Source organism: Microbacterium algihabitans, from assembly GCF_032464975.1.
Lineage (GTDB): Bacteria > Actinomycetota > Actinomycetes > Actinomycetales > Microbacteriaceae > Microbacterium > Microbacterium algihabitans.
The window spans coordinates 135,199-159,732 of the sequence record NZ_JAWDIU010000004.1 but is presented as its reverse complement, the minus strand read 5'-3'; the positions used below and the strand labels follow the sequence as shown (position 1 = coordinate 159,732).

General features: G+C 70.7%; 21 protein-coding genes. 16 read left to right on the top strand and 5 right to left on the bottom strand.

The window, feature by feature from the left end; all coding sequences use genetic code 11:
* Positions 1-125 precede the first annotated feature (125 nt).
* From RWH43_RS12450 to RWH43_RS12435, 4 genes are all read left to right on the top strand, one after another.
* Positions 126-1,856, top strand: a complete 1,731-nt coding sequence (locus RWH43_RS12450) for a circularly permuted type 2 ATP-grasp protein (RefSeq protein WP_144834505.1) — start codon at positions 126-128, stop codon at positions 1,854-1,856.
* Positions 1,850-2,782, top strand: coding sequence for an alpha-E domain-containing protein (locus RWH43_RS12445; RefSeq protein WP_144834506.1), 933 nt, complete (start codon positions 1,850-1,852; stop codon positions 2,780-2,782). Before RWH43_RS12450 ends, RWH43_RS12445 begins: the two co-directional genes overlap by 7 nt.
* Positions 2,779-3,624 carry a transglutaminase family protein gene (locus RWH43_RS12440; RefSeq protein WP_144834507.1) on the top strand — a complete coding sequence of 282 codons (846 nt, stop codon included), beginning with the start codon at positions 2,779-2,781 and terminating at the stop codon, positions 3,622-3,624. The genes RWH43_RS12445 and RWH43_RS12440 overlap by 4 nt, the downstream gene beginning before the upstream one ends.
* Positions 3,625-3,770: 146 nt before the next feature.
* Complete coding sequence (locus RWH43_RS12435; protein ID WP_316001637.1) at positions 3,771-4,328, top strand: hypothetical protein; 558 nt, start codon at positions 3,771-3,773, stop codon at positions 4,326-4,328.
* Between the two features lie 261 nt (positions 4,329-4,589).
* Here the strand turns inward: RWH43_RS12435 and RWH43_RS12430 are convergent, their stop codons facing one another.
* The gene (locus RWH43_RS12430; RefSeq protein ID WP_316001636.1) at positions 4,590-5,207 is read right to left on the bottom strand and encodes a TetR/AcrR family transcriptional regulator; all 618 of its coding nucleotides are present in this window, start codon (positions 5,205-5,207) and stop codon (positions 4,590-4,592) included.
* Positions 5,208-5,279: 72 nt separating this feature from the next.
* Here RWH43_RS12430 and RWH43_RS12425 point away from each other — a divergent pair, with 72 nt between their 5' ends.
* Positions 5,280-6,749 (top strand): MDR family MFS transporter, encoded by a 1,470-nt coding sequence (locus tag RWH43_RS12425; RefSeq protein ID WP_316001635.1) that lies wholly within the window; start codon positions 5,280-5,282, stop codon positions 6,747-6,749.
* A gap of 85 nt (positions 6,750-6,834) precedes the next feature.
* Here the strand turns inward: RWH43_RS12425 and RWH43_RS12420 are convergent, their stop codons facing one another.
* Positions 6,835-7,851 (bottom strand): LacI family DNA-binding transcriptional regulator, encoded by a 1,017-nt coding sequence (locus RWH43_RS12420; RefSeq protein WP_144834511.1) that lies wholly within the window; start codon positions 7,849-7,851, stop codon positions 6,835-6,837.
* Between the two features lie 143 nt (positions 7,852-7,994).
* Between RWH43_RS12420 and RWH43_RS12415 the strand changes: the two genes are divergently transcribed.
* The 4 genes from RWH43_RS12415 to rhaS are packed head-to-tail and all read left to right on the top strand — an operon-like array spanning position 7,995 to position 12,760.
* Positions 7,995-9,527 (top strand): sugar ABC transporter ATP-binding protein, encoded by a 1,533-nt coding sequence (locus RWH43_RS12415; RefSeq protein ID WP_316001634.1) that lies wholly within the window; start codon positions 7,995-7,997, stop codon positions 9,525-9,527.
* 52 nt (positions 9,528-9,579) lie between these two features.
* Positions 9,580-10,614 carry an ABC transporter permease gene (locus RWH43_RS12410; RefSeq protein WP_144834514.1) on the top strand — a complete coding sequence of 345 codons (1,035 nt, stop codon included), beginning with the start codon at positions 9,580-9,582 and terminating at the stop codon, positions 10,612-10,614.
* On the top strand, positions 10,611-11,675 hold the full coding sequence (locus RWH43_RS12405; RefSeq protein ID WP_230705283.1) for an ABC transporter permease: 1,065 nt from the start codon (positions 10,611-10,613) through the stop codon (positions 11,673-11,675). Before RWH43_RS12410 ends, RWH43_RS12405 begins: the two co-directional genes overlap by 4 nt.
* A 47-nt stretch (positions 11,676-11,722) precedes the next feature.
* Positions 11,723-12,760, top strand: a complete 1,038-nt coding sequence (gene rhaS / locus RWH43_RS12400) for a rhamnose ABC transporter substrate-binding protein (protein ID WP_316001633.1) — start codon at positions 11,723-11,725, stop codon at positions 12,758-12,760.
* 134 nt (positions 12,761-12,894) lie between these two features.
* Here the strand turns inward: rhaS and RWH43_RS12395 are convergent, their stop codons facing one another.
* Complete coding sequence (locus RWH43_RS12395) at positions 12,895-13,893, bottom strand: LacI family DNA-binding transcriptional regulator (protein WP_316001632.1); 999 nt, start codon at positions 13,891-13,893, stop codon at positions 12,895-12,897.
* A 151-nt stretch (positions 13,894-14,044) separates the two neighbouring features.
* On the opposite strand from RWH43_RS12395, the gene RWH43_RS12390 reads away from it, so the two are divergent.
* From RWH43_RS12390 to RWH43_RS12370, 5 genes are all read left to right on the top strand, one after another.
* Positions 14,045-14,407: an L-rhamnose mutarotase gene (locus tag RWH43_RS12390; RefSeq protein WP_316001631.1), complete on the top strand. Its 363-nt coding sequence runs from the start codon at positions 14,045-14,047 to the stop codon at positions 14,405-14,407.
* Positions 14,404-15,570, top strand: a complete 1,167-nt coding sequence (gene rhaI, locus RWH43_RS12385) for an L-rhamnose isomerase (protein ID WP_316001630.1) — start codon at positions 14,404-14,406, stop codon at positions 15,568-15,570. The genes RWH43_RS12390 and rhaI overlap by 4 nt, the downstream gene beginning before the upstream one ends.
* A gap of 115 nt (positions 15,571-15,685) precedes the next feature.
* Entirely contained in the window at positions 15,686-17,740 is a 2,055-nt protein-coding gene (locus tag RWH43_RS12380) for a bifunctional aldolase/short-chain dehydrogenase (RefSeq protein ID WP_316001629.1), read from the top strand.
* Positions 17,737-19,197, top strand: coding sequence for a rhamnulokinase (locus RWH43_RS12375; RefSeq protein WP_316001628.1), 1,461 nt, complete (start codon positions 17,737-17,739; stop codon positions 19,195-19,197). The genes RWH43_RS12380 and RWH43_RS12375 overlap by 4 nt, the downstream gene beginning before the upstream one ends.
* A 66-nt stretch (positions 19,198-19,263) precedes the next feature.
* A complete protein-coding gene (locus tag RWH43_RS12370) occupies positions 19,264-20,520 on the top strand; it encodes an alpha-hydroxy acid oxidase (RefSeq protein ID WP_144834527.1) in 1,257 nt (418 codons plus the stop codon).
* 295 nt (positions 20,521-20,815) lie between these two features.
* Here RWH43_RS12370 and RWH43_RS12365 read toward each other — a convergent pair whose 3' ends face one another.
* Positions 20,816-21,439 carry a TetR/AcrR family transcriptional regulator gene (locus RWH43_RS12365; RefSeq protein ID WP_144834529.1) on the bottom strand — a complete coding sequence of 208 codons (624 nt, stop codon included), beginning with the start codon at positions 21,437-21,439 and terminating at the stop codon, positions 20,816-20,818.
* A 112-nt stretch (positions 21,440-21,551) separates the two neighbouring features.
* Between RWH43_RS12365 and RWH43_RS12360 the strand changes: the two genes are divergently transcribed.
* Both RWH43_RS12360 and RWH43_RS12355 read left to right on the top strand, forming a co-directional pair.
* Positions 21,552-22,376 (top strand): sugar phosphate isomerase/epimerase family protein, encoded by an 825-nt coding sequence (locus tag RWH43_RS12360; RefSeq protein WP_316001627.1) that lies wholly within the window; start codon positions 21,552-21,554, stop codon positions 22,374-22,376.
* Complete coding sequence (locus RWH43_RS12355; RefSeq protein ID WP_316001626.1) at positions 22,373-23,503, top strand: Gfo/Idh/MocA family protein; 1,131 nt, start codon at positions 22,373-22,375, stop codon at positions 23,501-23,503. Before RWH43_RS12360 ends, RWH43_RS12355 begins: the two co-directional genes overlap by 4 nt.
* 16 nt (positions 23,504-23,519) lie before the next feature.
* Here RWH43_RS12355 and RWH43_RS12350 read toward each other — a convergent pair whose 3' ends face one another.
* Positions 23,520-24,533, bottom strand: coding sequence for a S24/S26 family peptidase (locus RWH43_RS12350; RefSeq protein WP_316001625.1), 1,014 nt, complete (start codon positions 24,531-24,533; stop codon positions 23,520-23,522).
* Position 24,534: the final 1 nt, after the last annotated feature.

Genomic DNA, 24,534 nt, shown 5'->3' with positions numbered 1-24,534 from the left:
GTGTCGGCCGCGGCGTCCGCACGACGGAGCCTGGGGCGCGAGTTCCCGGCTCCGCTTGCGCGACGGGCGCGCGAGAGCGCGGGTGGGAAACGTATCCGCAACACGTCGCTGGGTAAGGTCGACGCATGGGTGACCTGTTCGACGGTTACGGCTCCACGCTGGCGCCGCGCAAGACCGCATCCGGCATCCCGGCGTTCGACGAGATGTTCGGCGTTCCGGCGAGTCCCGGAGAAGCCGCCCCCTCGCGCGAGGCGTACCGGGAGCTGTACCAAGCGCTCGCACAGATGACGCAGGAAGAACTGCGCGGGCGCACCGAATCGCTCGCGAGTTCGTACCTCGCGCAGGGCGTGACGTTCGACTTCGCGGGCGAGGAACGACCGTTCCCGTTGGATGCCGTGCCCCGGGTCATCGCGTACGACGAGTGGTCGCGCATCGAGGCCGGTGTCAAGCAGCGCGTGCGCGCGCTCGAGGCGTTCCTCGACGACGCCTACGGCAACCAGCACTGCGTGCGCGACGGCATCCTGCCCGCGGGCCTCATCTCGTCGTCGCAGTACTTCTACCGCCAGGCCGCCGGCATCCGCAGCGCCAACGGCGTGCGCATCCAGGTGTCGGGCATCGACCTCATCCGCGACGAGCACGGCGAGATGCGCGTGCTCGAAGACAACGTGCGCGTGCCCTCGGGCGTCTCGTACGTCATCTCGAACCGCCGCGTCATGGCGCAGACGCTGCCCGAGCTGTTCGTCTCGATGCGCGTGCGCCCCGTCGGCGACTACCCCAACAAGTTGCTCGCCGCCCTGCGCGCCTCGGCCCCGCCCGGGATCGACGACCCGAACATCGTCGTGCTCACGCCGGGTGTCTACAACTCCGCGTACTTCGAGCACACGTTGCTCGCGCGCCTGATGGGCGTCGAGCTCGTCGAGGGACGCGACCTGCTCTGCGTCGGCGGCAAGGTGTTCATGCGCACCACCCGCGGCCCGCAGCGCGTCGACGTGATCTACCGCCGCGTCGACGACGACTTCCTCGACCCGCTGCAGTTCCGCGCCGACTCGATGCTCGGGGCTCCCGGCCTCATGCTCGCCGCGCGCCTGGGCAACGTCACCATCGCCAACGCGGTGGGCAACGGCGTCGCCGACGACAAGCTGCTCTACACGTACGTGCCCGATCTGATTCGGTACTACCTCGCCGAGGAGCCGATCCTGAAGAACGTCGACACCTGGCGGCTCGAAGATCCGGGCGCCCTCGAAGAGGTGCTCGACCGCCTGCCCGAACTCGTCGTGAAGCCGGTCGACGGCTCGGGCGGCAAGGGGCTCGTGGTGGGTCCCGACGCCTCTCCCGCCGAGCTCGACGCCCTGCGCAAGCGGCTCAAGGCCGACCCCCGCGGCTGGATCGCTCAGCCCGTGGTCATGCTCTCGACCATCCCGACGCTCGTCGAAGACGGGATGCGCCCGCGTCACGCCGACCTGCGTCCCTTCGCGGTCAACGACGGCGACGACATCTGGGTGCTGCCCGGCGGTCTGACCCGCGTGGCGCTTCCGGAGGGTCAGCTCGTGGTCAACTCCAGCCAGGGCGGCGGCTCGAAGGACACGTGGATCGTCGGCGGCTCGGCCCCCTCGCACGTCGAGTACGGCCAGGGCAACGGCGTCTCGGGACTCGTCGCCGACCAGGCCGCGGTCACCGAGGCGATCCCGATCATCTACGACGGGCAGCCGACGCCCGCCACGGCACCGCGCGACCTGCACCCCGACCGCGACCAGCAGGAGCAGCAGCAGCAGGCGGATGCCGGCGTGCAGCACGGTCCGCAGGCCGAGCAGCAGCAGCAGGCGCGCGAGCAGGGCGAGGAGGTTCCGGGATGCTGAGCCGTATCGCAGAGAGCCTGTTCTGGATCGGGCGCTACATCGAGCGCAGCGACGGAACCGCCCGCATCCTCGACGTGCACCTGCAGCTTCTGCTGGAGGACCCGTGGATCGACGAGGACACCGCGTGCCGATCGCTTCTCAGCGTGATGGGCTCTGCCCTGCCCGAGAACGTCGAAGCCGTGCGCCGCGACGACGTGCTCGCCCGTCTCGCCGTCGACCGCATGAACCCCTCGAGCATCGCCTACTCGCTCACCGCCGCGCGTGAGAACGCCCGCCGCGCGCGCGAGATCGTGTCGACGGAGTTGTGGGAGATCCTCAACACCACGAACGCGCGGATGCCGCGACGCCTGCAGACCGACAAGGTGCACGAGTTCTTCCAGTGGACCCGTGAGCGCGCGGCGCTCGCGATCGGCATCGTCGACTCCTCGACCAACCGCGACGAGGCCTGGCAGTTCTTCACGCTCGGTCGCAGCATCGAGCGCACCGACATGACCGCGCGTCTGCTCGCGACACGCTCGCTGACCGAGGTATCGGGGCCGTCGTGGACCACGATCCTCCGCTCGTGCGGGGCGTACGAGGCGTACCTCCGCACCTACCGCGGCATGCCGAGTGCCCGCAACGCCGCGGAGTTCCTGCTGCTCGACCGCCTCTTCCCGCGCTCGATCATCTACTCGATCCAGCGGGCCGAAGACTGCATGAGCGCGATCGACCCGCGCGCCGACCGCGTCGGTCACTCCAACACGGTGCTGCGCGCCCTCGGGCAGATCCGCAACGATCTGGAGTACCGCCCGATCAGCGACATCCTCGCCGAGCTCCCCGAGCACATGCAGCGCGTGCAGACGGTCACGCGCGAGGCGTCGGAGGCGATCCGTTCGCGCTTCTTCCCGACGCAGGCTGAACCGTCGTGGATCGGAGAGATCTCGTGAAACGCCTGCGCATCGAGCACCAGACCGGGTTCGTCTACCCCGGCGACGTCGTCGCGTCGTACAACGAGGCGCGCATGCTGCCGCACTCCACCGACAGTCAGTTCGTGCTGAGCTCGTCGCTCGACATCGAGCCCTCGACCTCGGTGAACCAGTACGTCGACTACTTCGGCACGCGCGTCGCGGCGTTCGACGTGCTGTCGCCGCACTCGTCGCTGACGATCACGGCGCGCTCGCTCATCGAGGTGCGCCCGCGGCCGATCGAGCACGCCGACATCACCTGGGAGCAACTGGCCGCCGAGGCGGGGCGGTCGATCTCGACCGTCGAGCAGTTGACGCAGACGAGGCGCACGGCGCCCCACCCCGAGGTGGCCGAGCTCGCCCGCTCGATCGCGGCGCAGCACGATCGCCCGGGTCCCGCGGCCCACGCGATCGCCGAGGCGATCGGCGACGCGATCGACTACATGCAGGGCGTCACCGGCGTGACCTCCACGGCCATCGACGCGTGGGAGGCCCGCAAGGGCGTGTGCCAGGACATCGCGCACATCGCGATCGGCGCTCTGCGCGAGGTCGGCATCCCGGCGCGCTACGTCTCGGGTTACCTGCACCCGAAGCCCTCCGCCGAGGTGGGCGAAGCCGTCACGGGTGAGTCGCACGCCTGGGTGGAGTGGTTCGCGGGCGACTGGCAGGGCTTCGACCCCACGAACAACATCGAGATCGGCGACCGCCACGTGCTCGTCGGTCGCGGGCGCGACTACAACGACGTGCCGCCGCTGCGCGGCGTCTATGCCGGCCCCGGCAAGAGCAACCTCAAGGTGAGGGTCACGATCACGCGCGAGACCTGAGCTCCAGGCCCCTGAAATATACGCCATACGTATACTTGAGGGTGTTGGGGGTGCTCATGGGCTCAGATGTGGACATCGTCCGGTCTGTCGCCGCTTCTCCGCTGCGAACGGTCCGGTTGAAGGACGTTCCCCCGTTCGTGCAGAACATGTGGCGGGCGGTCGAAAGTCTCACCGATCGTGGCGCATTGCTGCGCCTGGGACACGGCATCTACACGGCGCCGCCCGACGGTGAAGACGGGCGTCTCTGGCGGCCGTCGCTCGAGTCGACCGCGCTCGCCATCGCCACGGCCCGCGCCGGTGAACGATCCGCGGCTCTCATGGGCGTCAGCGCGGCACGCCACTGGGGCGTCCTGCCTCGAGCGATCGGCGTGGCGACGGTCGCCGTGGACCGGGGGAAGCGCGCTGTCGTCGAGCTGGATCAGGGGGGAGCGGTCCAACTCGTTCCGCGTCCTCTCGATCTGCTCGATCTCGTTCTCGAGCGCATGAGCCTGGGGCAAGGGCTGGTGGCGACGAAGGCGCAGACCTTGTTCGATCTCGTCTCGCGCAGGCCCGTCGACGGGCTCGCGAAGGAGATCGGACAGGCGAAAGAGAACCTCATGGTCGTGGTGGAAGTCGAGGACTACGCAGACGTGTTGGCGCGTGCCGTGCGGCCGAATACGGCCGCACGTGCCGCCCTGGAACGCTTGCGGCACATGCATGGCTGAGCGGCGCTCGGCGCCCGCGGGGATGGAGTCGACCCCGGGCATCCTGGACGAAGCGGAGCGGCTCGCGGTACAAGCGGTTTTCGGTGTCGATGCAGTGCGTCGAGCATCAGCTTCGTCGAGCTCCCGACACCCACGGAGTGGGAACGGTCGCTGGGGCATCAGTGCGTCGTCACGGTCGCCCCGCACGAGGCTGCGGCTGTCGTTGCTGCCGCCGTGGAAGACGCGGCCCGTGCCCTCGAGGCTCGATCCGAGACCTGAGCTCTAGGCCCCGGCGGCGCGGGTGAGCCTGCTCTGCACGTCGCGGTGCAGGTCGACGAGCGTTCGCGTCTGCCCCTGGTCGTGCAGGCGCGCCCACTCGTCGAGGGTGGTGCGCATCTCGAGCCCCGCGATGCCCAGCGCCGTGCGCACGTCGAGCTCGACGAGCCCGATCCGCTTGGCGAGCTCGGGAACGAAGCGGTCGGCCGAGGTGACCTCGCGACGCACCGCGGCGCCGAGGAGAGACGGCTCGTGGGCGATGAGTCGGCGCACCCGCAGGTAGCGCTCGCGCGCCTGTGCGTCGGCGTCGAGCAGCTCCAGCTCGCGGGCGAAGACCTCGCGGAGCGCTGAGAGGAGCGCGCGGATGTCGTCGCCGACGTCGGCGACTCCGGCCAGGGCGTCGGCGAAGCGCCCGTCGTCGATGAAGACCGCGTCTTCCTTCGTGCCCGCCAGGCGGAAGAAGGTGCGCGGCGAGACTCCGGCGCGCGCGGCGATCTCGTCGACCGTGGTGCCGTGCACGCCTTTGGCTTCGAAGAGGTCGAGGGCCGCGGCGCAGATCTCGATCGACGTCTCTCGGCGTCGTCGGTCGCGGAGTGCCTCGACGGGTGCATCCGGGACGGTCATATCGGCTACAGTAGTCGATGTCGTATTGGCAGTGACTGCCAACATGGCCCCGCCTGCTTAGATTGGTCGCCCATGGTCTCCACCGGAACACTCCCCACCGCCCCGTCGTCGCGCCCCGCCGCGCGCCCCGGGGCGGTCATCGCCCTGCTCGTCGTCGCCGCGTTCGTCGTCATCCTCAACGAGACGATCATGGGCGTCGCTCTGCCCGAGCTCATGCGCGAGCTCGACATCGCCGCCGCCACCGCTCAGTGGCTCACCACCGCGTTCCTGCTCACGATGGCCGTCGTCATCCCCACCACGGGCTTCCTCATCCAGCGCTTCCCGCTGCGCGGATTGTTCTTCGCCGCGATGGGGCTGTTCACCCTCGGCACGCTCATCGCCGCGGTCGCCCCGGGCTTCGGGGTGCTGCTGCTCGGGCGCATCGTGCAGGCCTCGGGCACCGCGATCATGATCCCGCTGCTGTTCACCACCGTGCTCAACGTCGTGCCGGCGAACCGCCGCGGACGCATGATGGGGCTCATCTCGATCGTCATCTCGGTGGCGCCTGCCGTCGGCCCGACCGTGTCGGGCTTGATCCTGTCGGTCTTCCCATGGCGCGCGATGTTCATCGTGATGATCCCGATCGCCCTGATCGCGATCGCCCTCGGCGCGCGCTGGGTGCAGAACCTCACCGAGACGCGTCGCGTGACCCTCGACGTCGTGTCGGTCGTGCTGTCGGCCCTCGCCTTCGGCGGCCTGATCTTCGGGCTCTCGAGCATCGGCGAGGCCGCCCGCGGTCACGCGCTCGTCCCCGTGTGGATCCCCCTCGTCGTCGGAGCCGTGGCCCTCGCCGCCTTCGTCGTGCGGCAGCTGCGCCTCGGCTCGACCGATCGCGTGCTGCTGAACCTCGGGGTGTTCCGGCACTCGAGCTTCACCGTCGCGGTGATCCTCGTGGTCGTGGCGATGACGACGCTCTTCGGCGTGCTCATCCTGCTGCCGCTCTACCTGCAGAACGTGCTCGGTCTCGGCACCCTGCCCACCGGGCTCATGCTGCTGCCGGGTGGTCTGCTCATGGGTCTCATGGCGCCCCTCGTCGGCAACCTCTTCGACCGCTTCGGGGCTCGCCCGTTGGTGCTCCCGGGCGCCGTCGTCGCCAGCGTCGCCCTGTGGGGCTTCGCCACGCTGTCGTCGACCACGCCGATCGCGTTCGTCATCGCCGTGCACTGCGTGTTGAGCCTGGGTCTGGCGTTCATGTTCACACCCCTCATGACCTCGGCCCTCGGTTCGTTGCCGCCGGCGCTGTACCCGCACGGATCCGCGATCGTGTCGACCGTGCAGCAGCTCGCGGGGGCCATCGGCACCGCGGTGTTCGTGACGTTGATGACGGTCGGTGCCGCGGGAGCGGTGGCGAACGAGGGAGTGTCGATGGTGGATGCCACGGCCTCCGGCATCCACACCGCCTTCTTCGTCGCGGCGTGCCTGTCGCTCGCGGTGATCGTGCTCGCGGCGTTCGTGCGGACGGCGAAGCAGGTCGACGGCGTCGAGGGGATGCCGGCGCACTGACGCCCGCCGGTGGGTGCCGCGATGCGGTGCCCGCCGGGTGGTCGTGGGGCAGAAGGGCTTGAATCGATTCAGGAATCGACCCGGATCACGGCATTCCGCCGCTCGTCGACGCCCGCGCGATGAGCTGCGGAGAGAAGACCGTCTGGCGCGTCGGGCGGTCGGGGTCGAGAGCCTCGTCGAGCAGGATCCTCATGGCGGTACCGCCGATGAGGGCGCTCGGCTGACGGACGGACGTCAGGGGCACGGCGGCCGCCGCGGCGAACGAGATGTCGTCGAAACCCACCACCGCGATCTCGTGCGGCACGAGCATGCGGCCGTCGACGACCAGGCTCTGCAGCAGGCCGAGGGCGAGAAGGTCGTTCGCGGCGAACACCGCGTCGGGGCGATCGCGACGCTCTCGGGCGAGCAGCCGACGCCCCGCCGACACGCCCTCCTCCACCGTCATCGCGTGGGTGGGGACCACTTCGAGCGTGGCGGTGTGCTCGCTGTTGTCGACCGCGCTGCGCGCACCGGCGAGGCGGTCGGTCACCTGGCGGATGTCGAACCCTCCGCCGACGAAGGCGATGCGCCGGCGCCCGCGCTCGAGCAGGTGCTCGGCGGCGAGACGTCCGCCGGCGACGCTGTCGACCGACACCGATGAGACCGACCCGTCGCCCGAGAACCTGTCGATCAGCACCGAGGGGATGCCGCGGGCCCGAAGGCGCTTCAATCTCGCGGTGACGTCGCCGAACGGGGCGATCAGCAGGCCGCGCACCATCTGCTGCTCGAACAGGTCGATGTACAGCGACTCACGCGCGGCGTCCTCATCGCTGTTGCCGTGCAGGAGCGCGAGTCCCCGGCTGGTGGCCTCGTTCTCGGCCCCGGCGACGACGTCGGCGAAGAACGGATTGCGTCCGTCGAGGGCGACGAAACCGACCGTTGTGCTGATGCCGGCGCGCAACTGGCGGGCGGCGTCGTTGCGCACGTATCCGAGGGTTTCGATGGCGGAGTTCACACGCTCCACGGATGCCGCCGACACGGCATCCGGTCTGTTCAGCACGTTCGACACCGTGCCCACCGAGACTCCGGCGAGGGTCGCGACGTCGCGGATGCTCACCGTCACAGCGGCTCCTCCCGTCACGATCCGGTCTCGACACGATCCTGACTTGACCGCGTCGTCGGCATCACCCTACAGTGACTGGCATCCGATCTGAAACGATTCAGATTGCGCCGGGCAACCGGCTCCACCCTCAACGAGGAGGCAGCATGGCTGACGCGATGGCCGCGACACCCGCCACGCCCGATCACGCCCTCGAACTCCGGCGCGTGATGAAGTCGTTCGGCCCGGTGGTCGCCCTCCGGTCGGGGAGCCTCGTGCTCGATCGCGGTTCGATCCACGCCCTGATCGGCGAGAACGGCGCGGGCAAGTCCACGCTCGTCAAGATCATCGCGGGCCTGTACCGCCGCGACGACGGCGACTTCCTTCTCGACGGCGAGAGCGTCGACTTCGCCAGCACGGCGCAGTCCAAGGCCGCCGGCATCGCCGTCATCTACCAGGAGCCCACGCTCTTCCCCGACCTGTCGGTGACCGAGAACATCTTCATGGGGCGCCAGCCCACCGGTCGCCTCGGACGCATCGACCGTGCGGCCATGCGCGAAGAGGCGACGCAGATCTTCCAGCGTCTCGGCGTCGCGCTCGACCCCGACCGGGTGACCGAGGGCCTGTCGATCGCCGACCAGCAGATCATCGAGATCGCCAAGGCCATCTCGCTCGACGCGCGCGTGTTGATCATGGACGAGCCGACGGCGGCCCTCAGTGGCGTCGAGGTCGAGCGGCTGTTCGCGGTGGCGCGCAGCCTGCGCGACGAGGGCCGCGCGCTGCTGTTCATCTCGCACCGCTTCGACGAGGTCTTCGCCCTGTGCGACACCGTCACCGTCATGCGCGACGGGGCGTACGTCCACACCACGCCGCTGGCGGACACGACCGTCGACGACCTCGTGCGCCAGATGGTCGGCCGTGATGTCACCGAGCTCTTCCCCAAGCTCCCCTCCACTCCCGGAGACGTGGTGCTCGAAGTCGACGGGCTCACGCGCAAGGGCGTGTTCCGCGACGTGTCGTTCTCGCTCCGCGCGGGCGAGATCGTCGGCCTCGCCGGCCTCGTCGGGGCGGGACGCAGCGAGGTCGCCCGAGCGATCTTCGGCGTCGACTCGTACGAAACGGGCACCGTCCGGCTGAACGGGGCCGTGCTGCCGAAGGGCGACGTGCGTCGCGCCACCGCGCGCGGCCTCGCTCTGGTCCCGGAGGACCGACGCAAGCAGGGACTCGTGCTCGACGAGGGCGTCTCGCGCAACATCACCCTCGCCATCCGGGCCAAGCTGTCGCGCTGGGGCCTTCTGCGCGCGGCCGACGAGAACCGCGCCGCCCGCGAATGGGCGAGTCGCCTCGAGGTCAAGACCGCGGCGCTCGACGCCACGACCGGCACCCTCAGCGGCGGCAATCAGCAGAAGGTCGTCATCGGCAAGTGGCTCGCCACCGAGCCCAAGGTGCTGATCGTCGACGAGCCCACCCGCGGGATCGACGTGGGGACCAAGTCCGAGGTGCATCGCCTTCTCTCCGAACTCGCGCAGCAGGGCCTCGCGATCCTCATGATCTCGAGCGAGCTGCCCGAGGTGCTCGGCATGGCCGACCGGGTGCTCGTCATGCGCGAAGGACGCCTCACCGGTGAATTCGCGCGAGCGGATGCCACTCCCGAGGCCGTCATGTACGCCGCGACCGCCGAAGCGGGGGCCTCTCTGTGATCGCGTCGCGTCAGCTGCTCACCCCGTCCACCCCTGAAGCGGAGGGCCTCCGATGAGCACCGCCACCCCTGTCCGCCCGGGCACCAGTCCCGCCGCGAAGCTCGTCTCGCACGTCGCCACGGCGCGCGAGAGCGGCATCGTGCTCGCTCTGGTGCTGATCATCGTCGTCGCGACGCTCAACAACCCGACGTTCCTGTTCTCGTCCGACGGCTTCCGCGACCTGCTGCTCACCCCGTCGCTGCTGCTGCTGGTCGCCGTGGGACAGGCGATCGTCATCATCACGCGCAACGTCGACCTCTCGGTCGGTTCGGTCGTCGGGCTGACGGCCTACCTGACCGGTCGGCTGTTCATCGACGTGCCGGGTATTCCCCTCGTCGTCGTCTTCATCGCCGGCATCGTGGTCGGCGGCATCCTGGGCTTCGTCAACGGTGCCCTCGTCGCCTACGCCAAGGTGCCCGCCCTCGTCATCACGCTGGGCACGATGTACATCTACCGCGGGATCAACGTCGCGTGGGCCGGCAGCAACCGCGTCAACGCCTCCGACCTGCCCGGCAGCTTCCGCGACCTCGGCACGGGCCAGGTGCTCGGCATCCCGCTGCTGACGATCCTCGCCGTCGTCGTGCTCATCGCCGCCGCCTGGTATCTGCGCAACCTCCGCAGCGGACGCGAGCTGTATGCGATCGGCTCCGACCCGGCCGCCGCCCACCTCTACGGCCTCAAGGTCAACCGCCGCATCATCGGAGCCTTCGTCACCAGCGGGGCCCTGGCGGGCCTGGCCGGTGTGCTCTACGCCGCGCGCTATGGCACCGTCGCCTCGAACGCCGGGTTCGGCTGGGAACTGCAGGCGATCGGCGCGGCCGTCATCGGCGGCGTCGCCATCTCGGGCGGCGTGGGCACGGTCTGGGGCGCGGCCATCGGCGCTTACCTGCTGCTGACCATCAACCGCGCCCTGCCGATCCTCGGCATCGATGACTTCTGGCAGCGGGCGGTGGTCGGCGCGCTGATCCTCGGCGCCATCGTGCTCGACCGCGTGCTGGCCGTCCGCCAGTCGCGCAAGCTCACCGCAGAGAGGGAGACGGGTCGATGACCTCCACCACCGTCGACGAACGCGCCCGGACCTACCGCGCGCACGCCCGACCGTTCTGGCGCCGTGCCGTGCTCACGCGTGAGGCCGCGATCATCGGCATCCTGCTGCTGGTGATCGTCGTGTCGCTGGCGACCGTCCGCAACTTCGACAGCCCCCTGACGGTCACCTATCTGCTGCGCGACATCGCACCGATCCTGTTGATCGCGCTGCCGATGACCCTCATCATCATCACCGAGGAGATCGACCTCTCGGTCGCGAGCATCGTCGGCCTGTCGAGCGTCACCGTCGGCGTTCTCACCCAGGCGGGGTGGCCGTTCGAACTCGCGGGCCTCGCGGCGATCATCGTCGGCGTCGTCGCGGGGGCCGTCAACGGATTCCTCGTCACCGTCGTCGGCCTGCCCTCGCTCGCCGTCACCATCGGCACGCTCGCACTATTCCGCGGAATCGCGGTGGGGCTGCTCGGGACCGAGGCCGTCACGGAGTTTCCCGAAACGTGGACCGACCTGGCCAAGGCCAACATCCCCGGCACGCCGCTGCCGCTCATCATGATCCCGTTCGCGGGGCTGGCGATCGTGTTCGCGGTGCTGCTGCACCTCACGCCCTTCGGTCGCTCGCTGTACGCGATCGGCCTGAACAAAGAGGCGGCGCAGTTCTCGGGCATCGACGTCGGCCGCACCAAGTTCGTGCTCTTCGTGATGAGCGGAGCCGTATCGGGCTTCGCCGGCGTGTACTTCACCCTGCTCTACAGCAACGCCCGCGGTGAGAACGCGATGGGCATGGAACTGCAGGTGATCGCCGCCGTGCTGCTGGGCGGAGTGTCGATCTTCGGTGGCCGCGGCGCCCTGCACGGCGTCATCGCCGGTGTGCTGCTCATCGGCACCCTGGGCAGCGCGCTCCGCCTCGCCGGCGTGACGAGCGACATCATCAACGTCATCACCGGACTGCTGCTCGTGCTCTCGGTGGTGTCCGCCAGCCTCCTCGCCGCGTTGCAGGCCCGACGGGCCGCCGCGATCGGCCGCAGGAGGGGCGCGCGCTCCGCCACCCCGACGTCGACCGACTGACCCGCACCCCACTCGCACCACCATCTGTCCCCTGGAAGGAAACAACGATGTTCGAATTCACACGCAAGACCCGCGTCGGCACCGCAGCCGCCGCCCTGGCCCTGGCGGTCACGCTCGTCGCCACCGGCTGCTCCGGCGGCAGCGCCGGAGGAAGCGCCGGCGGTGACGGCGGCAACCTCGCCATCACCTTCCTGCCCAAGAACCTGGGCAACCCCTACTTCGAGACCTCGAACAAGGGCGGCGAAGAGGCCATCACCGAGTTCGGCGGCACCTTCGAGCAGGTCGGCCCGAGCGAGGCGACCCCGACGTCGCAGGTGCAGTACATCCAGACCGCGGCCCAGCAGGGCGTGGGCGGCCTGGTCATCTCGGCCAACGACCCGTCGGCCATCTGCGACGCGCTCGACGAGGCGCGCAGCGCCGGGGTCAAGGTCGTCACCTTCGACTCCGACACCGACGCGAAGTGCCGCGACCTCTTCATCAACCAGGCCACCGCCGAGGGCATCGCCAAGGCGCAGGTCGACCTGATCTCGGAGCAGATCGGCGACTCCGGTCAGGTCGCGATCCTCTCCGCCGCAGCCAACGCCACGAACCAGAACGCCTGGATCGAGCTCATGAAGAGCGACCTCGCCGCGAACCACCCGAACATCGAGCTCGTCGACGTCGTGTACGGCGATGACGACGACCAGACGTCGTTCGACCGCACCGCGGCGCTGCTGCAGACCTACCCGAACCTCAAGGGCATCGTGTCGCCGACCACCGTCGGCATCGCCGCCGCCGGTCGCTACCTGTCGACCTCGGAGTTCAAGGGCAAGGTCGCCCTCACGGGCCTCGGCACGCCGAACCAGCTGCGGGAGTACGTTCAGGACGGCACGATCACCTCGTTCGCGCTGTGGAACCCGGCCGACCTCGGCTACCTGAGCGCCTACGCCACCAAGGCCCTCATCGACGGCACCATCACCGGCAAGGAAGGCGACTCGTTCGAGGCCGGCAAGCTCGGCACCTTCACGGTCGAGGCGGACGCCACCGTGCTGCTCGGCGACCCGTTCGTCTTCACCAAGGAGAACATCGGCGACTTCGACTTCTGATCGATCGCCACGCAGGGGCCCCGGCCGTCATCGAGACGGTCGGGGCCTCTGCGCGTCACCGGTTGCGCCGCACGCAGGCCGATCCTGCCCCGGTCGCGTCGCGCGTACCGGAGGGCGACCCCGCGACGGTCGCGTCAGCCGCTCGAGGCCCGCACCACGAGCTCGGGGCGGAAGCGCACCTGCCGCTCGGCCGGGTCGAGTTCGCCGTCGAGCTGGCGCAGCAGCAGGTCGACGGCCGTGGCGCCGAGCTCTTCGGCCGGCTGGCGGACCGAGGTGAGGGGCACGACCGTGGCCGCGGCGAAGTCGATGTCGTCGTAGCCGACGAGCGCGATGTCGTCGGGAACGCGGATGCCGCCGAGCATCGTCAGCGCCTGCAACAGGCCGACGGCGAGCAGGTCGTTGGCGGCGAAGACTGCGTCGGGGTGATCGCCGCGCTCGCGCAGCGCTTCGCCGGCGGCACGGCCGGCCAGCACCGTCATGGCATCGGTCTCGATGACCTCGAGGCTGGCCCCGTCGACCTCGGCGACGGCGCGGCGCGCACCCTCGAGGCGGTCGGCCACCTGACGGGTGGTCAAGGGACCGGCGACCACGGCGATGCGGCGGCGCCCCTGCGCCAGCAGGTGGGCGACGGCCAGGTGGCCGCCCTCGACGTCGTCGACCGAGACCGTGCACGCGGCATCCGAATCGGTCTGCTCGTCGACCAGCACGAGCGGAACGCCAGCGCTCGCGAGGTGCTGCACGACGTCGCCCTCGGGAACGGCCGGGGTGAGCAGGACGCCGGCGACGCGCTGCTCGCGGAACTGGTCGAGGTACAAGCGCTCGTGGTCGGCGTCGCCGTCGCTGGAGCCGAGCAGCACGACGTAGCCGTCTTCGGCGGCGCGGGCCTCGGCGCCGCGGGCGACGGCGGCGAAGAACGGGTTGCCGACGTCGAGCACGATGAGGGCGATGCTGCGGCTGCGTCCGGCGCGCAGCTGGCGTGCGGCGTCGTTGCGCACGTAGCCGAGCGCGTCGATCGCGGCGCGCACTCGTTCGGCGGCGGCGGGAGAGACCGTCTCGCGGCCGTTGAGCACGTTCGAGACGGTGCCCACCGAGACGCCGGCGTGGGCTGCGACGTCTTTGATCTTGACCGCCATCGACGACCGTGCCTTTCCCGCGAGCTCTGGTCGACGATATCGCAGGCGCCCGGCGTCACGTCCGGCGTGGTCGCCAGGTGTTGCGCCGGCGACCAGGCGGTTCTATAGTGCAATGAAACGATTCATTCTCGAGCAAGGGAAGCTCCACCCGATGACCGCCCACCCCACCCGCGTCTGCTTCGAACTGCGCGTGCGGCCCGAGCTCGTCGACGACTACGTCGCCCGCCACACCCCGGTGCGCGCCGAGATGCTCGCCGAGATCGCCGCCGCAGGTCGCCGCAACTACTCGCTGTTCCTCGGCGAGGAGGGGCGCCTGATCGGCTACTACGAGACCGACGACGACGCCGCCGCCCAGGCCTATCTCGCCGCCTCGCCCATCGCCGCCGCGTGGGAGGCGGAGATGGCCCCCTACTTCGTCGGCCTCGCCGGTCGTCCCGACCAGGCAGCCATACCGCTCACCGAGGTCTTCCACCTCGCCGACCAGCTCGCAGACGCGGGAAGGACCCTGTCATGACCACCCTGAGCCCCCAGATCCTCGACGCCCTCGCGGCGCAGGCCATCGAACTGCCCTCGTGGGCGTTCGGAAACTCCGGCACCCGCTTCCGCGTCTTCCCCACCGCGGGCACCCCGCGCGACCCCTTCGAGAAGATCGCGGATGCCGCGGAGGTCAACCGCCTGACCACGCTCGCCCCCACCGTCGCCCTGCACATCCCGTGGGACCTCGTCGACGACTACTCGGCACTGCGCCGTCACGCCGAAGACCTGGGCGTGAAGCTGGGCACCGTCAACTCGAACACCTTCCAGGACGAGGACTACAAGTTCGGCGCCCTCACCCACCACGACGACCGCATCCGGCGCAAGGCGATCGACCACCACCTCGAGTGCATCGACGTGATGGATGCCACGGGCTCGCGCGACCTGAAGATCTGGCTCGCCGAGGGCTCGAACTACCCCGGCCAGAACGACATGCGCGGCCGCCAGGACCGCCTGCAGGACTCGCTGCAGCAGATCTACGCACGCCTCGGCGACGACCAGCGCCTCGTGCTGGAGTACAAGTTCTTCGAGCCGTCGTTCTACCACACCGATGTTCCCGACTGGGGGACCTCGTACGCGCAGGTGGCCTCGCTGGGAGAGAAGGCGATGGTGTGCCTCGACACCGGCCACCACGCGCCCGGCACCAACATCGAGTTCATCGTCATGCAGCTGCTGCGCCTCGGGAAGCTCGGCTCGTTCGACTTCAACTCGCGCTTCTACGCCGACGACGACCTCATCGTGGGCGCGGCCGACCCGTTCCAGCTGTTCCGCATCCTCGTCGAGGTCGTCCGCGGCGGGGGCCTGAACAACCCCGACGTGGCGTTCATGCTCGACCAGTGCCACAACATCGAGGACAAGATTCCGGGCCAGATCCGCTCGGTGCTGAACGTGCAGGAGATGACCGCGCGTGCCCTGCTGCTCGATCGCGACGCCCTCACCGCGGCGCAGGACGCGAACGACGTGCTCGGTGCGAACGCCGTGATGATGGACGCCTTCTACACCGACGTGCGTCCGGCCCTCGCGGAGTGGCGCGAGTCGCGGGGCCTTCCCGCCGACCCGATGGCCGCGTTCGCGGCATCCGGATACCTGCCCCGCATCGCCGACGAGCGCGTCGGCGGCACCCAGGCCGGCTGGGGCGCCTGAGCCCTCACCCTTTCGTCGCACGGATGCGCGCGACGACCCGATCGCCGGGGCGGCGGACCCTGAATCACCGTCGCCCCGGTTCCCTTTACCGTCGCTCTCACCCGTGAGGAACGTCATGACCAGCTCCACCGCCGCCGACCTCGTCGCGCGCAGCAACCGCCTCGGCTCCGACCCGAAGGTCACCAACTACGCCGGCGGCAACACCTCCGCCAAGGGCGCCGACATCGACCCCGTCACCGGTCAGCCGGTCGAGCTGCTGTGGGTCAAGGGCTCGGGTGGCGACCTGGGCACCCTTACCGAGAAGGGCCTGGCGGTGCTGCGCCTCGACCGCATGCGGGCGCTGGTCGACGTGTACCCCGGCATCGAGCGCGAAGACGAGATGGTCGCGGCCTTCGACTACTGCCTGCACGGCAAGGGCGGGGCCGCCCCCTCGATCGACACCGCGATGCACGGTCTCGTCGACGCCGCGCACGTCGACCACCTGCACCCCGACGCCGGCATCGCGATCGCCACCGCCGCCGACGGCGAGAAGCTCACGACAGAGATCTTCGGCGACAAGGTGGTGTGGGTGCCGTGGCGCCGCCCCGGCTTCCAGCTGGGCCTCGACATCGCCGCAATCAAAGAGCGGAACCCGCAGGCGATCGGCACGATCCTCGGCGGTCACGGCATCACCGCCTGGGGCGACACCTCGGAGGAGGCGGAACGCAACAGCCTCTGGATCATCGACACCGCGCAGGCCTACATCGACGAGCACGGCGCGGCCGAGCCCTTCGGCGGCGTGCGCGCGGGCTTCGCGGCCCTGCCCGAGGCCGAGCGTCACGCGAAGGCGGCGGCGCTGGCCCCCACCATCCGCGGGCTCGCCTCGACCGACAAGCCGATGGTCGGTCACTACACCGACTCCGCCGCGGTGCTCGACTTCTTGGCATCCGAGAAGGCCCCCGCCCTCGCCGCCCTCGGCACCAGCTGCCCCGACCACTTCCTGCGCACCAAGGTCAAGCCGCTGATCCTCGACCTGCCCGCCGACGCCTCGATCGACGACGCGATCGCGCGCCTGCAGGAGTTGCACCTCGCCTATCGCGAGGACTACCAGGCGTACTACGACGCGCATGCTTCGACAGGCTCAGCAACCGAGCAAGCGAGCCCCGCGATCCGCGGCGCAGACCCGCTCATCGTGTTGATCCCGGGCGTGGGCATGTTCTCGTACGGCGCCAACAAGCAGACGGCGCGCGTGGCGGGCGAGTTCTACGTCAACGCCATCAACGTGATGCGCGGAGCCGAGGCCCTCTCGACATACTCTCCGATCTCGGATGCCGAGAAGTTCCGCATCGAGTACTGGGCGCTCGAAGAGGCCAAGCTGCAGCGGATGCCCCGGCCCAAGACCCACCAGGGCCGCATCGCGTTCGTCACGGGCGCGGCATCCGGGATCGGCAAGGCCATCGCGACCCGCCTCGCCGCGGAGGGCGCGTGCGTCGTCGTCGCCGACCTCGACCTCGAGAAGGCGCAGGCCGCCGCGGCCGAACTGGGCGGCACCGACGTCGCGATCGGGGTGGCGGCGAACGTCGCGGATGCCGAGGCCGTGCAGGCCGCGATCGATGCGACAGTGCTGGCGTTCGGCGGCATCGACCTCGTCGTGAACAACGCGGGGCTGTCGCTGTCTAAGCCGCTGCTGGAGACCACCGAGAAGGACTGGGACCTGCAGCACGACGTCATGGCGAAGGGCTCGTTCCTCGTCGCGAAGGCGGCGGCGAAGGCTCTCATCGCGCAGAAGATGGGTGGCGACGTCATCTACATCTCGTCGAAGAACTCGGTGTTCGCCGGCCCCAACAACATCGCCTACTCGGCGACCAAGGCCGACCAGGCCCACCAGGTGCGCCTACTGGCGGTCGAGCTGGGCGAGCACGGCGTGCGCGTGAACGGCATCAACCCCGACGGCGTCGTGCGCGGCTCGGGCATCTTCGCCGCGGGCTGGGGCGCCAACCGCGCCGCCACCTACGGCGTCGACGAGAAGGACCTCGGGCAGTTCTACGCCAACCGCACGATCCTCAAGCGCGAGGTCGTGCCCGAGAACGTCGCCGATGCGGTGTACGTGCTCACCGGTCCCGAGCTCTCGCGCACGACGGGCCTGCACATCCCCGTCGACTCGGGCGTCGCTGCGGCGTTCCTGCGATGAGCGACGCCGGGTCGGGTGCTGCGGGGTTGCAGCCGTCGCCCGCGGCCGGGGTCGGCGCTTCGCGGCCGGTCCGCGCCGTCGCGGCCGTCGACCTCGGCGCGACCAGCGGCCGCGTGATGATCGGCCGCGTCGGCGAGGGAGTGCTCGAGCTCGAGCAGGTCGCGCGCTTCGCGAACGGACCCGTCGAGTGCGCGGACGGCTGGCACTGGGACGTCGAGGCCCTGTGGACTCACGTGCGCGCGGGCCTGGCCGAGGCGCTGCGCCGCGAACCGGCGATCGAGAGTGTCGGCATCGATTCGTGGGCGGTCGATTACGGTCTGCTGCGCGACGGCGAGCTCATGGCGGAGCCGTTCCACTACCGCGACGAGCGCACCGCGCGCGGGGTGGATGCCGTGCACGCGATCGTTCCGTTCGAGGAGCTGTACCGCCGCAACGGCCTGCAGTTCCTGCCCTTCAACACGGTGTACCAGTACGCCGCCGACGCGCAGCTCGCCGCGGCCGAGGCGAGCCTGCTGATCCCCGACCTCTTCGCCGAGCGCCTCACCGGTCGCCGCGTCGCCGAGCGCACCAACGCCTCGACGACGGGCCTGCTCGACGTGCACACGGGGGAGTGGGACACCGAGCTCGCCGCGACGTTGGGCATCTCGGCATCCGTGCTGCCCCCGCTCGTCGACCCCGGCGAGACCGTGGGCCGCGCCACCGACCTCGGCGGACTGCCTGTCGTCGCCGTCGGCTCGCACGACACCGCCTCGGCCGTGGTCGCGGTGCCGATGTCGTCGGCCAACGCGGCCTACATCTCGTGCGGGACGTGGGGTCTGGTGGGTCTGGAGCTCGAGGCGCCGATCGTGACGGATGCCGCCCGCGCGGCCAACTTCACCAACGAGGGCGGCGTCGACGGGCGCATCCGCTTCCTCCACAACGTCACCGGTCTCTGGCTGCTGAGCGAGACGGTGCGGGCGTGGTCGGAGGCCGACGGCGCCCCCGTCGACCTCGGTCGGCTGCTGGCGGCGGCGGGCTCGGTCTCGGTGCCGGCGCGGCTGTTCGACGCCGACGACCCCTCGCTCGCGGCTCCCGGCGACATGCCGACGCGCATCGCGGCGCTGCTCGGGCGCGACGCCCCCGGTCGCTCGGAACGCCCGATGTTCGCGCGCATCATCGTCGAGAGCATCGCGCAGGCGTTCGCCACCACCCTCCGCGCGGCGGCGGCCCTCGCGGACCGCGAGATCGACGTCGTTCACCTTGTCGGCGGCGGAGCGCTCAACACCCTGCTGTGCCAGGCGACGGCCGACCGCTCGGGGGTTCCCGTGCTGGCGGGTCCCGTCGAGGCGACGGCGCTGGGCAACGTGCTCGTGCAGGCGCGGGCGCTCGGCGCTTTCGATGCGGATGCCTCGCTCACCGACCTGCGGGCGCGCGTGGCCGCGGCCTTTCCTCCGCGGCGCTACGAACCGCGTTTCTGAAACCCCTTCCCGCCCTGTCGGAGCGGGCGTACGATGTGGTCAGACCACACGAAAGAGAGATCCCCCATGGTTCAGCGTCAGCTGCCGAAGGTCGGCGAGCTCCTCGAGCTCATGCAGTTCAAGAAGCCCGAGCTCGACGCGCGCAAGCGCCGCCTCGACGCCGCGCTCACGATCGCGGACCTCCGCACGATCGCCAAGCGCCGCACGCCCAAGGCCGCGTTCGATTACACCGACGGCGCCGCCGAGGGCGAGCTGTCGCTCGACCGGGCCCGCCGCGCCTTCGAGGACGTCGAGTTCCACCCCGACATCCTGCGCCCCGCCGCCGACGTCGACACCTCGTGCCAGATCCTCGGCGGTCCCTCCGCCCTCCCCTTCGGCATCGCGCCCACCGGCTTCACGCGTCTCATGCAGACCGAGGGCGAGACGGCCGGAGCCTCCGCGGCCGCCGCCGCCGGCATCCCATTCACGCTCTCGACCCTCGGCACCACCTCGATCGAGGGGGTGAAGGCCGCCAACCCCGTCGGTCGCAACTGGTTCCAGCTCTATGTGATGAAAGACCGCTCGATCTCGTACGGCCTCGTCGAGCGCGCGGCGAAGGCGGGCTTCGACACCCTGCAGTTCACCGTCGACACCCCCATCGCCGGCGCCCGCCTGCGTGACAAGCGCAACGGCTTCTCGATCCCGCCGCAGCTGACGGTCGGCACCATCGTCAACGCGATCCCGCGCCCCTGGTGGTGGATCGACTTCCTCACCACCCCCAAGCTCGAGTTCGCCTCGCTCAGCACCACCGGCGGCACGGTCGGCGAGCTGCTGAACGCCGCGATGGACCCCACGATCAGCTACGACGACCTCGACGTGATCCGCGGAATGTGGCCCGGCAAGATCGTCGTCAAGGGCGTGCAGAACGTGACGGATGCCGCGCGCCTGGTCGACCTCGGCGTCGACGGCATCGTGCTGTCCAACCACGGCGGCCGCCAGCTCGACCGCGCGCCCATCCCCTTCCACCTGCTGCCGAAGGTCGTGCGCGAGGTGGGCAAGGACGCCACGGTCATGGTCGACACCGGCATCATGAACGGCGCCGACATCGTGGCATCCATCGCCCTCGGCGCGAAGTTCACCCTGATCGGCCGCGCCTACCTGTACGGCCTCATGGCCGGCGGGCGTCAGGGCGTCGACCGCACGATCGCGATCCTGCGCAGCGAGATCGAGCGCACGATGACCCTGCTGGGCGTCTCGTCGCTCGATGAGCTCGAGCCCCGCCACGTGACGCAGCTGACGCGACTGGTGCCCGTGGCCGACCAGGCGGTCGACGCGCGGGTGTGACGGCGGGTGCGGAACCTCAGCGATCCGCGCATCCTCGGCTCGATGGGGGCGCGTGCGGCTGAGGTTGAGCGGATCGCGGAGCCGGCGTGCCGGCGCAAGCGCCGGGCGGCGGCGGCAGAACCTCAGCGATCCGCGCATCCTCCGCCCGGTGGGGGCGCGTGCGGGTGAGGTTGTGCAGATCGCGGAAGGTGTGCGGGGATGGCCGGGGTTCGACTGTCGCGGAGCCCGTCAGCCCGCGTCGCCCCGAGCGCGCCGCCGCGCGAATCGCGGAGCGTGCGCGGCGCGCCACCTCGAGTCAGCGCGGCGGAGCCAGCAGCCCGCCGAGCGCACCCAGCGATCGGGCGAGCGGCAGCGACGGGTCGAGCAGCCACTGCACCTGCAGGCCGTCGGAGGCGGCGATGAGGAGGGCGGCGACCTGGTCGGGGTCGCAGTCGGCGCGCACGAGGCCGTCGGCCTGCTCCTGGCGCAGTCGCGCGGCGAGGTCTTCGCGCAGGCGTGCGAAGCGGGCCGTGAAGTACTCGCGCGCGGTGGCGCTGTCTTCTTTCAACGACGTCGCGACGAGGGTCGTGTAGAGCTCGACCAGCCCCGGTACCGCGGTGTTGTGCTCCGCGGCATCCGTCAACGACGACAGCGCCGTGGCGTCGGGCGCGGGCGGGCGTTGCCGGTTGGCGTGGTCGTACACGGCCACGAGCAGCTGCTCGCGCGAGTCGAAGTAGTGCAGGAGCGCCGCGTGCGAGACGCCCAGCGCCCGCGCGATGCTGCGCAGCGATGCGCCGTCGGCGCCGCGCTCGGCGAAGACGTCGATCGCGCGGTTGAGGATCTCCTGCCGGCGTGCGACGCCTTTCGAGTACGCCCCGGAGCGGCCGAGGCGATCGTCGTCGAGGGCGTCATCGCCGGGGGAGTCGTCGCCGAGGGTCACCGGGTCAGTCTAAGCGCCGGGTGAGAGAGAAAGCATCCACTGGTCGGTTTTCTGGTAGCGTTCCCACTGAGCCGCTCGCGCGGTGATCTCGACGACGAGCAAGGAAGGTTCGATGTTGCTCCCCACCCCCTCCGTTCAGCTGTACACGCTGGCCGATCAGTTCAGCGCCGACCCGCAGGGGTCGCTCGACCGCCTCGCGGCCATCGGCCTGCGCAACGTCGAGGCGTTCGACTTCGTGCGCCGCCCCGCCGAGATCCGCGCCGCGCTCGACGCGAGCGGCCTGGCCTCGCCTACCGGGCACGCACCCCTGCTGTCCGATGAGCTGTGGACGCCCGACGGGTCGATCCCCACCCCCGCCCCCGAGGCGGTCTTCGCGGCCGCGGCCGAGATCGGCATCAGCACGGTGATCGATCCCTTCGTCGCCGCCGATCGCTGGCTGACCGCCGACGGCGTGGCCGACATCGCCGAGCGCATGAACGCCGCAGCAGACCTCGCCGCCACCTACGGACTGCAGGTCGGCTACCACAACCACGCGCAGGAGTTTCTCGCCGACGTCGACGGTCGCAGCGCGTTCGAGCACTTCGTCGCCCTGACCGACGAGCGCGTCGCCATCGAGCTCGACCTGTTCTGGGCGCTCACCGGCGGCCAGGACGTGCCCGCTCTCGTGAGCCGCCTGGGCTCGCGCCTGCTGGCCGTGCACGTGAAGGACGGCATCGTGCCGGCCGAGAACCCCTTCGCCCCCGGCGCCGACCTCGGCGTCACGCGCACCCTCGACCAGCGCCACCCCGGCGACGGCCAGGTGCCCCTCGTCGAGGCCATGCGGGCTGCCGAATCGGTGCGCTGGGCCGTCATCGAGTACGACCGCGCCCCCGGCGACGTGTTCGACGATGTCGCCGCCAGCTACGCCTTCCTGCTCGAGAACGGCCTCGCCGCGTGAGCGCCCCCGTCGGCGTCGGCATCATCGGCGCGGGTGTCATCAGCGACACCTACCTCGAGAACCTCACCTCGTTCCCCGACGTCGACGTCCTCATCGTCGGCGACCTCATCGCCGAGCGCGCGCGGGCCCAGGCCGCGCAGTACCGCGTGCCCGCGTGGGGCACGGCCGACGACGTTCTCGCCCACCCCGACGTGCAGGTCGTCGTCAACCTCACGATCCCCGCCGTGCACGTCGAGGTGTCGTCGAAGGCGATCGCCGCCGGCAAGCACGTATGGACCGAGAAGCCCCTCGGCCTCGATCGCGAGGGCACCGCGGAGCTCCTCCGGCAGGCGGATGCCGCGGGCCTGCGCATCGGCTCGGCGCCCGACACGCTGCTGGGCCCCGGCTTCCAGTCGGCCAAGCGCGCGATCCTCGACGGCGCGATCGGCCGGCCCCTGTTCGCGCAGGCGTCGTTCCAGACGCAGGGGCCCGACCTGTGGCATCCGGGACCGCAGTTCCTCTTCGCCCGGGGCGCCGGTCCGCTGCTGGACATGGGGCCGTACTACGTCTCGGCGCTGGTCAGCCTCTTCGGCCCGGTCGACCGGGTCGCCGCCGTCGGCACGCGTCCGCGCGTGCAGCGGAGCATCCGCACGGGGCCGGCAGCGGGCGAGGTCTTCGACGTCGAGGTTCCCACCACCGTTCAGCTGATCGCCTCGTTCGAGGGGGGAGAACAGGCGCAGGGGCTGTTCAGCTTCGACTCCGCGCTCGAACGGGCCGGCGTGCTCGAGGTGCACGGAACCGAGGGGTCGATGTTCTTGCCCGATCCGAACCACTTCGTCGGCGAGATCTCGCGCGTGGAGCCCCTCGGCGTGCTCCTCGACGACTTCCGTCCCCAGCAGGAGCGCCTCGAGGTGCCGCTGCAGGGCGCGGAGGTCGGCCGCGGACTCGGTCTGCTCGACATGGTGCGCGCGATCGCCGAAGGGCGTCCGCACGTGGCCTCGGGCGAGCTCGGGCATCACGTGCTCGACGTGCTCCTGTCGGCCGAGGAATCGGCCGCCGGCGCGGGCTTCGTGACCGTCGAGAGCACATTGGGCGCTCCGGTGCCCGTGCTGCCGGCCGACTTCGACCCGTTCGCGCGCACGCTCTGAGCCGGAGCCCCGGCGGTCAGCGGCAGAAGGGGCGGCCGAAGCCGAGGAACACCCCGCCGACGGGGACGGATGCCGACGACTCGGCCGACCAGGCTTGCCCGGCGGTCGTGCGCACGGTGACTCGATCGGTGCGGAACAGCGAGTACGAGCCGTCGTTGGGGACGCGGGCGGCCCGCGCCCACGGCGGGATGCCCGACGCGACGACGCGGCCGTTCACGAGCAGGTCGAAGCCGCGCGGCTCCGAGCCGTCGTACGCCCAGGTGACGACGGCGCCGCCGTCGTTGACGCACCCCAGTCGCGTGGGCGGCGAGAGGGTGGCGGCGACGATGCTCCCGGGCGCTGCGGTGACGTCGGCCAGCGCCGCCCACGCGGGGGTCGCGCCGAGAGCCGCGGTCACCGCGAGGGAAGAGGCCAGACCGAACGCTCGGCCGATCCGCACGCGGGCGGGGGCCCGTCGTCGCTGTGCGCGCAGGCTCCGACGCGTCACCGGAAGGCTGCGGTGCGGCTCGTCGGGGTCGGCAGGCGGCCGGGGGTCGTCGTCGTCGCCGCGACGCAGGGCGAGCAGGAGGCACAGGGCGAACCCGACCGTCACGGCACCGAGCGGCACGACGTCGGCGGTCTTCACCCACACCACGGGCAGCCCGACCCACGGCACCCTCAGCACCCCGACGCCGCGGACGGCGTCGGGGTGCAGGGGTGACGAGTCGGCCGACGGGTTGGCGTCGCCCTTGGTGATCAGTGCCCCGTCGACGTCGATCCCGGCGATGCGGTGCAGCCGCAGCCGGTCGGACCAGTCGGGATCGTCGGCCAGCACGACCCGGCCCGGCAGCAGGGCGTCGGGCGGCATCGGGCGCGACACCACGACGTCGCCCACCTCGATCGCCGGCGTCATCGACGCCGTCATCACGGTGGTGGGCAGCCACCCGAGCGCGACGGGCGCCGCGGCCCAGAACCCCAGGGCCAGGGCGAGCGTCACCACCGCTCGGGCCGCCGCCACCGCCGCGACGAGCAGCACGCGACTCGCGGGCACC

Excerpts from the sequence above, each read along its gene's own strand:
- RWH43_RS12450 (WP_144834505.1), top strand. The coding sequence starts at position 126 with ATGGGTGACCTGTTCGACGGTTACGGCTCCACGCTGGCGCCGCGCAAG.
- RWH43_RS12445 (WP_144834506.1), top strand. The coding sequence starts at position 1,850 with ATGCTGAGCCGTATCGCAGAGAGCCTGTTCTGGATCGGGCGCTACATC.
- RWH43_RS12435 (WP_316001637.1), top strand. The coding sequence starts at position 3,771 with ATGTGGCGGGCGGTCGAAAGTCTCACCGATCGTGGCGCATTGCTGCGC.
- RWH43_RS12430 (WP_316001636.1), bottom strand. The coding sequence starts at position 5,207 with ATGACCGTCCCGGATGCACCCGTCGAGGCACTCCGCGACCGACGACGC.
- RWH43_RS12425 (WP_316001635.1), top strand. The coding sequence starts at position 5,280 with ATGGTCTCCACCGGAACACTCCCCACCGCCCCGTCGTCGCGCCCCGCC.
- RWH43_RS12415 (WP_316001634.1), top strand. The coding sequence starts at position 7,995 with ATGGCTGACGCGATGGCCGCGACACCCGCCACGCCCGATCACGCCCTC.
- RWH43_RS12410 (WP_144834514.1), top strand. The coding sequence starts at position 9,580 with ATGAGCACCGCCACCCCTGTCCGCCCGGGCACCAGTCCCGCCGCGAAG.
- RWH43_RS12405 (WP_230705283.1), top strand. The coding sequence starts at position 10,611 with ATGACCTCCACCACCGTCGACGAACGCGCCCGGACCTACCGCGCGCAC.
- rhaS (WP_316001633.1), top strand. The coding sequence starts at position 11,723 with ATGTTCGAATTCACACGCAAGACCCGCGTCGGCACCGCAGCCGCCGCC.
- RWH43_RS12395 (WP_316001632.1), bottom strand. The coding sequence starts at position 13,893 with ATGGCGGTCAAGATCAAAGACGTCGCAGCCCACGCCGGCGTCTCGGTG.
- RWH43_RS12390 (WP_316001631.1), top strand. The coding sequence starts at position 14,045 with ATGACCGCCCACCCCACCCGCGTCTGCTTCGAACTGCGCGTGCGGCCC.
- rhaI (WP_316001630.1), top strand. The coding sequence starts at position 14,404 with ATGACCACCCTGAGCCCCCAGATCCTCGACGCCCTCGCGGCGCAGGCC.
- RWH43_RS12380 (WP_316001629.1), top strand. The coding sequence starts at position 15,686 with ATGACCAGCTCCACCGCCGCCGACCTCGTCGCGCGCAGCAACCGCCTC.
- RWH43_RS12375 (WP_316001628.1), top strand. The coding sequence starts at position 17,737 with ATGAGCGACGCCGGGTCGGGTGCTGCGGGGTTGCAGCCGTCGCCCGCG.
- RWH43_RS12370 (WP_144834527.1), top strand. The coding sequence starts at position 19,264 with ATGGTTCAGCGTCAGCTGCCGAAGGTCGGCGAGCTCCTCGAGCTCATG.
- RWH43_RS12360 (WP_316001627.1), top strand. The coding sequence starts at position 21,552 with ATGTTGCTCCCCACCCCCTCCGTTCAGCTGTACACGCTGGCCGATCAG.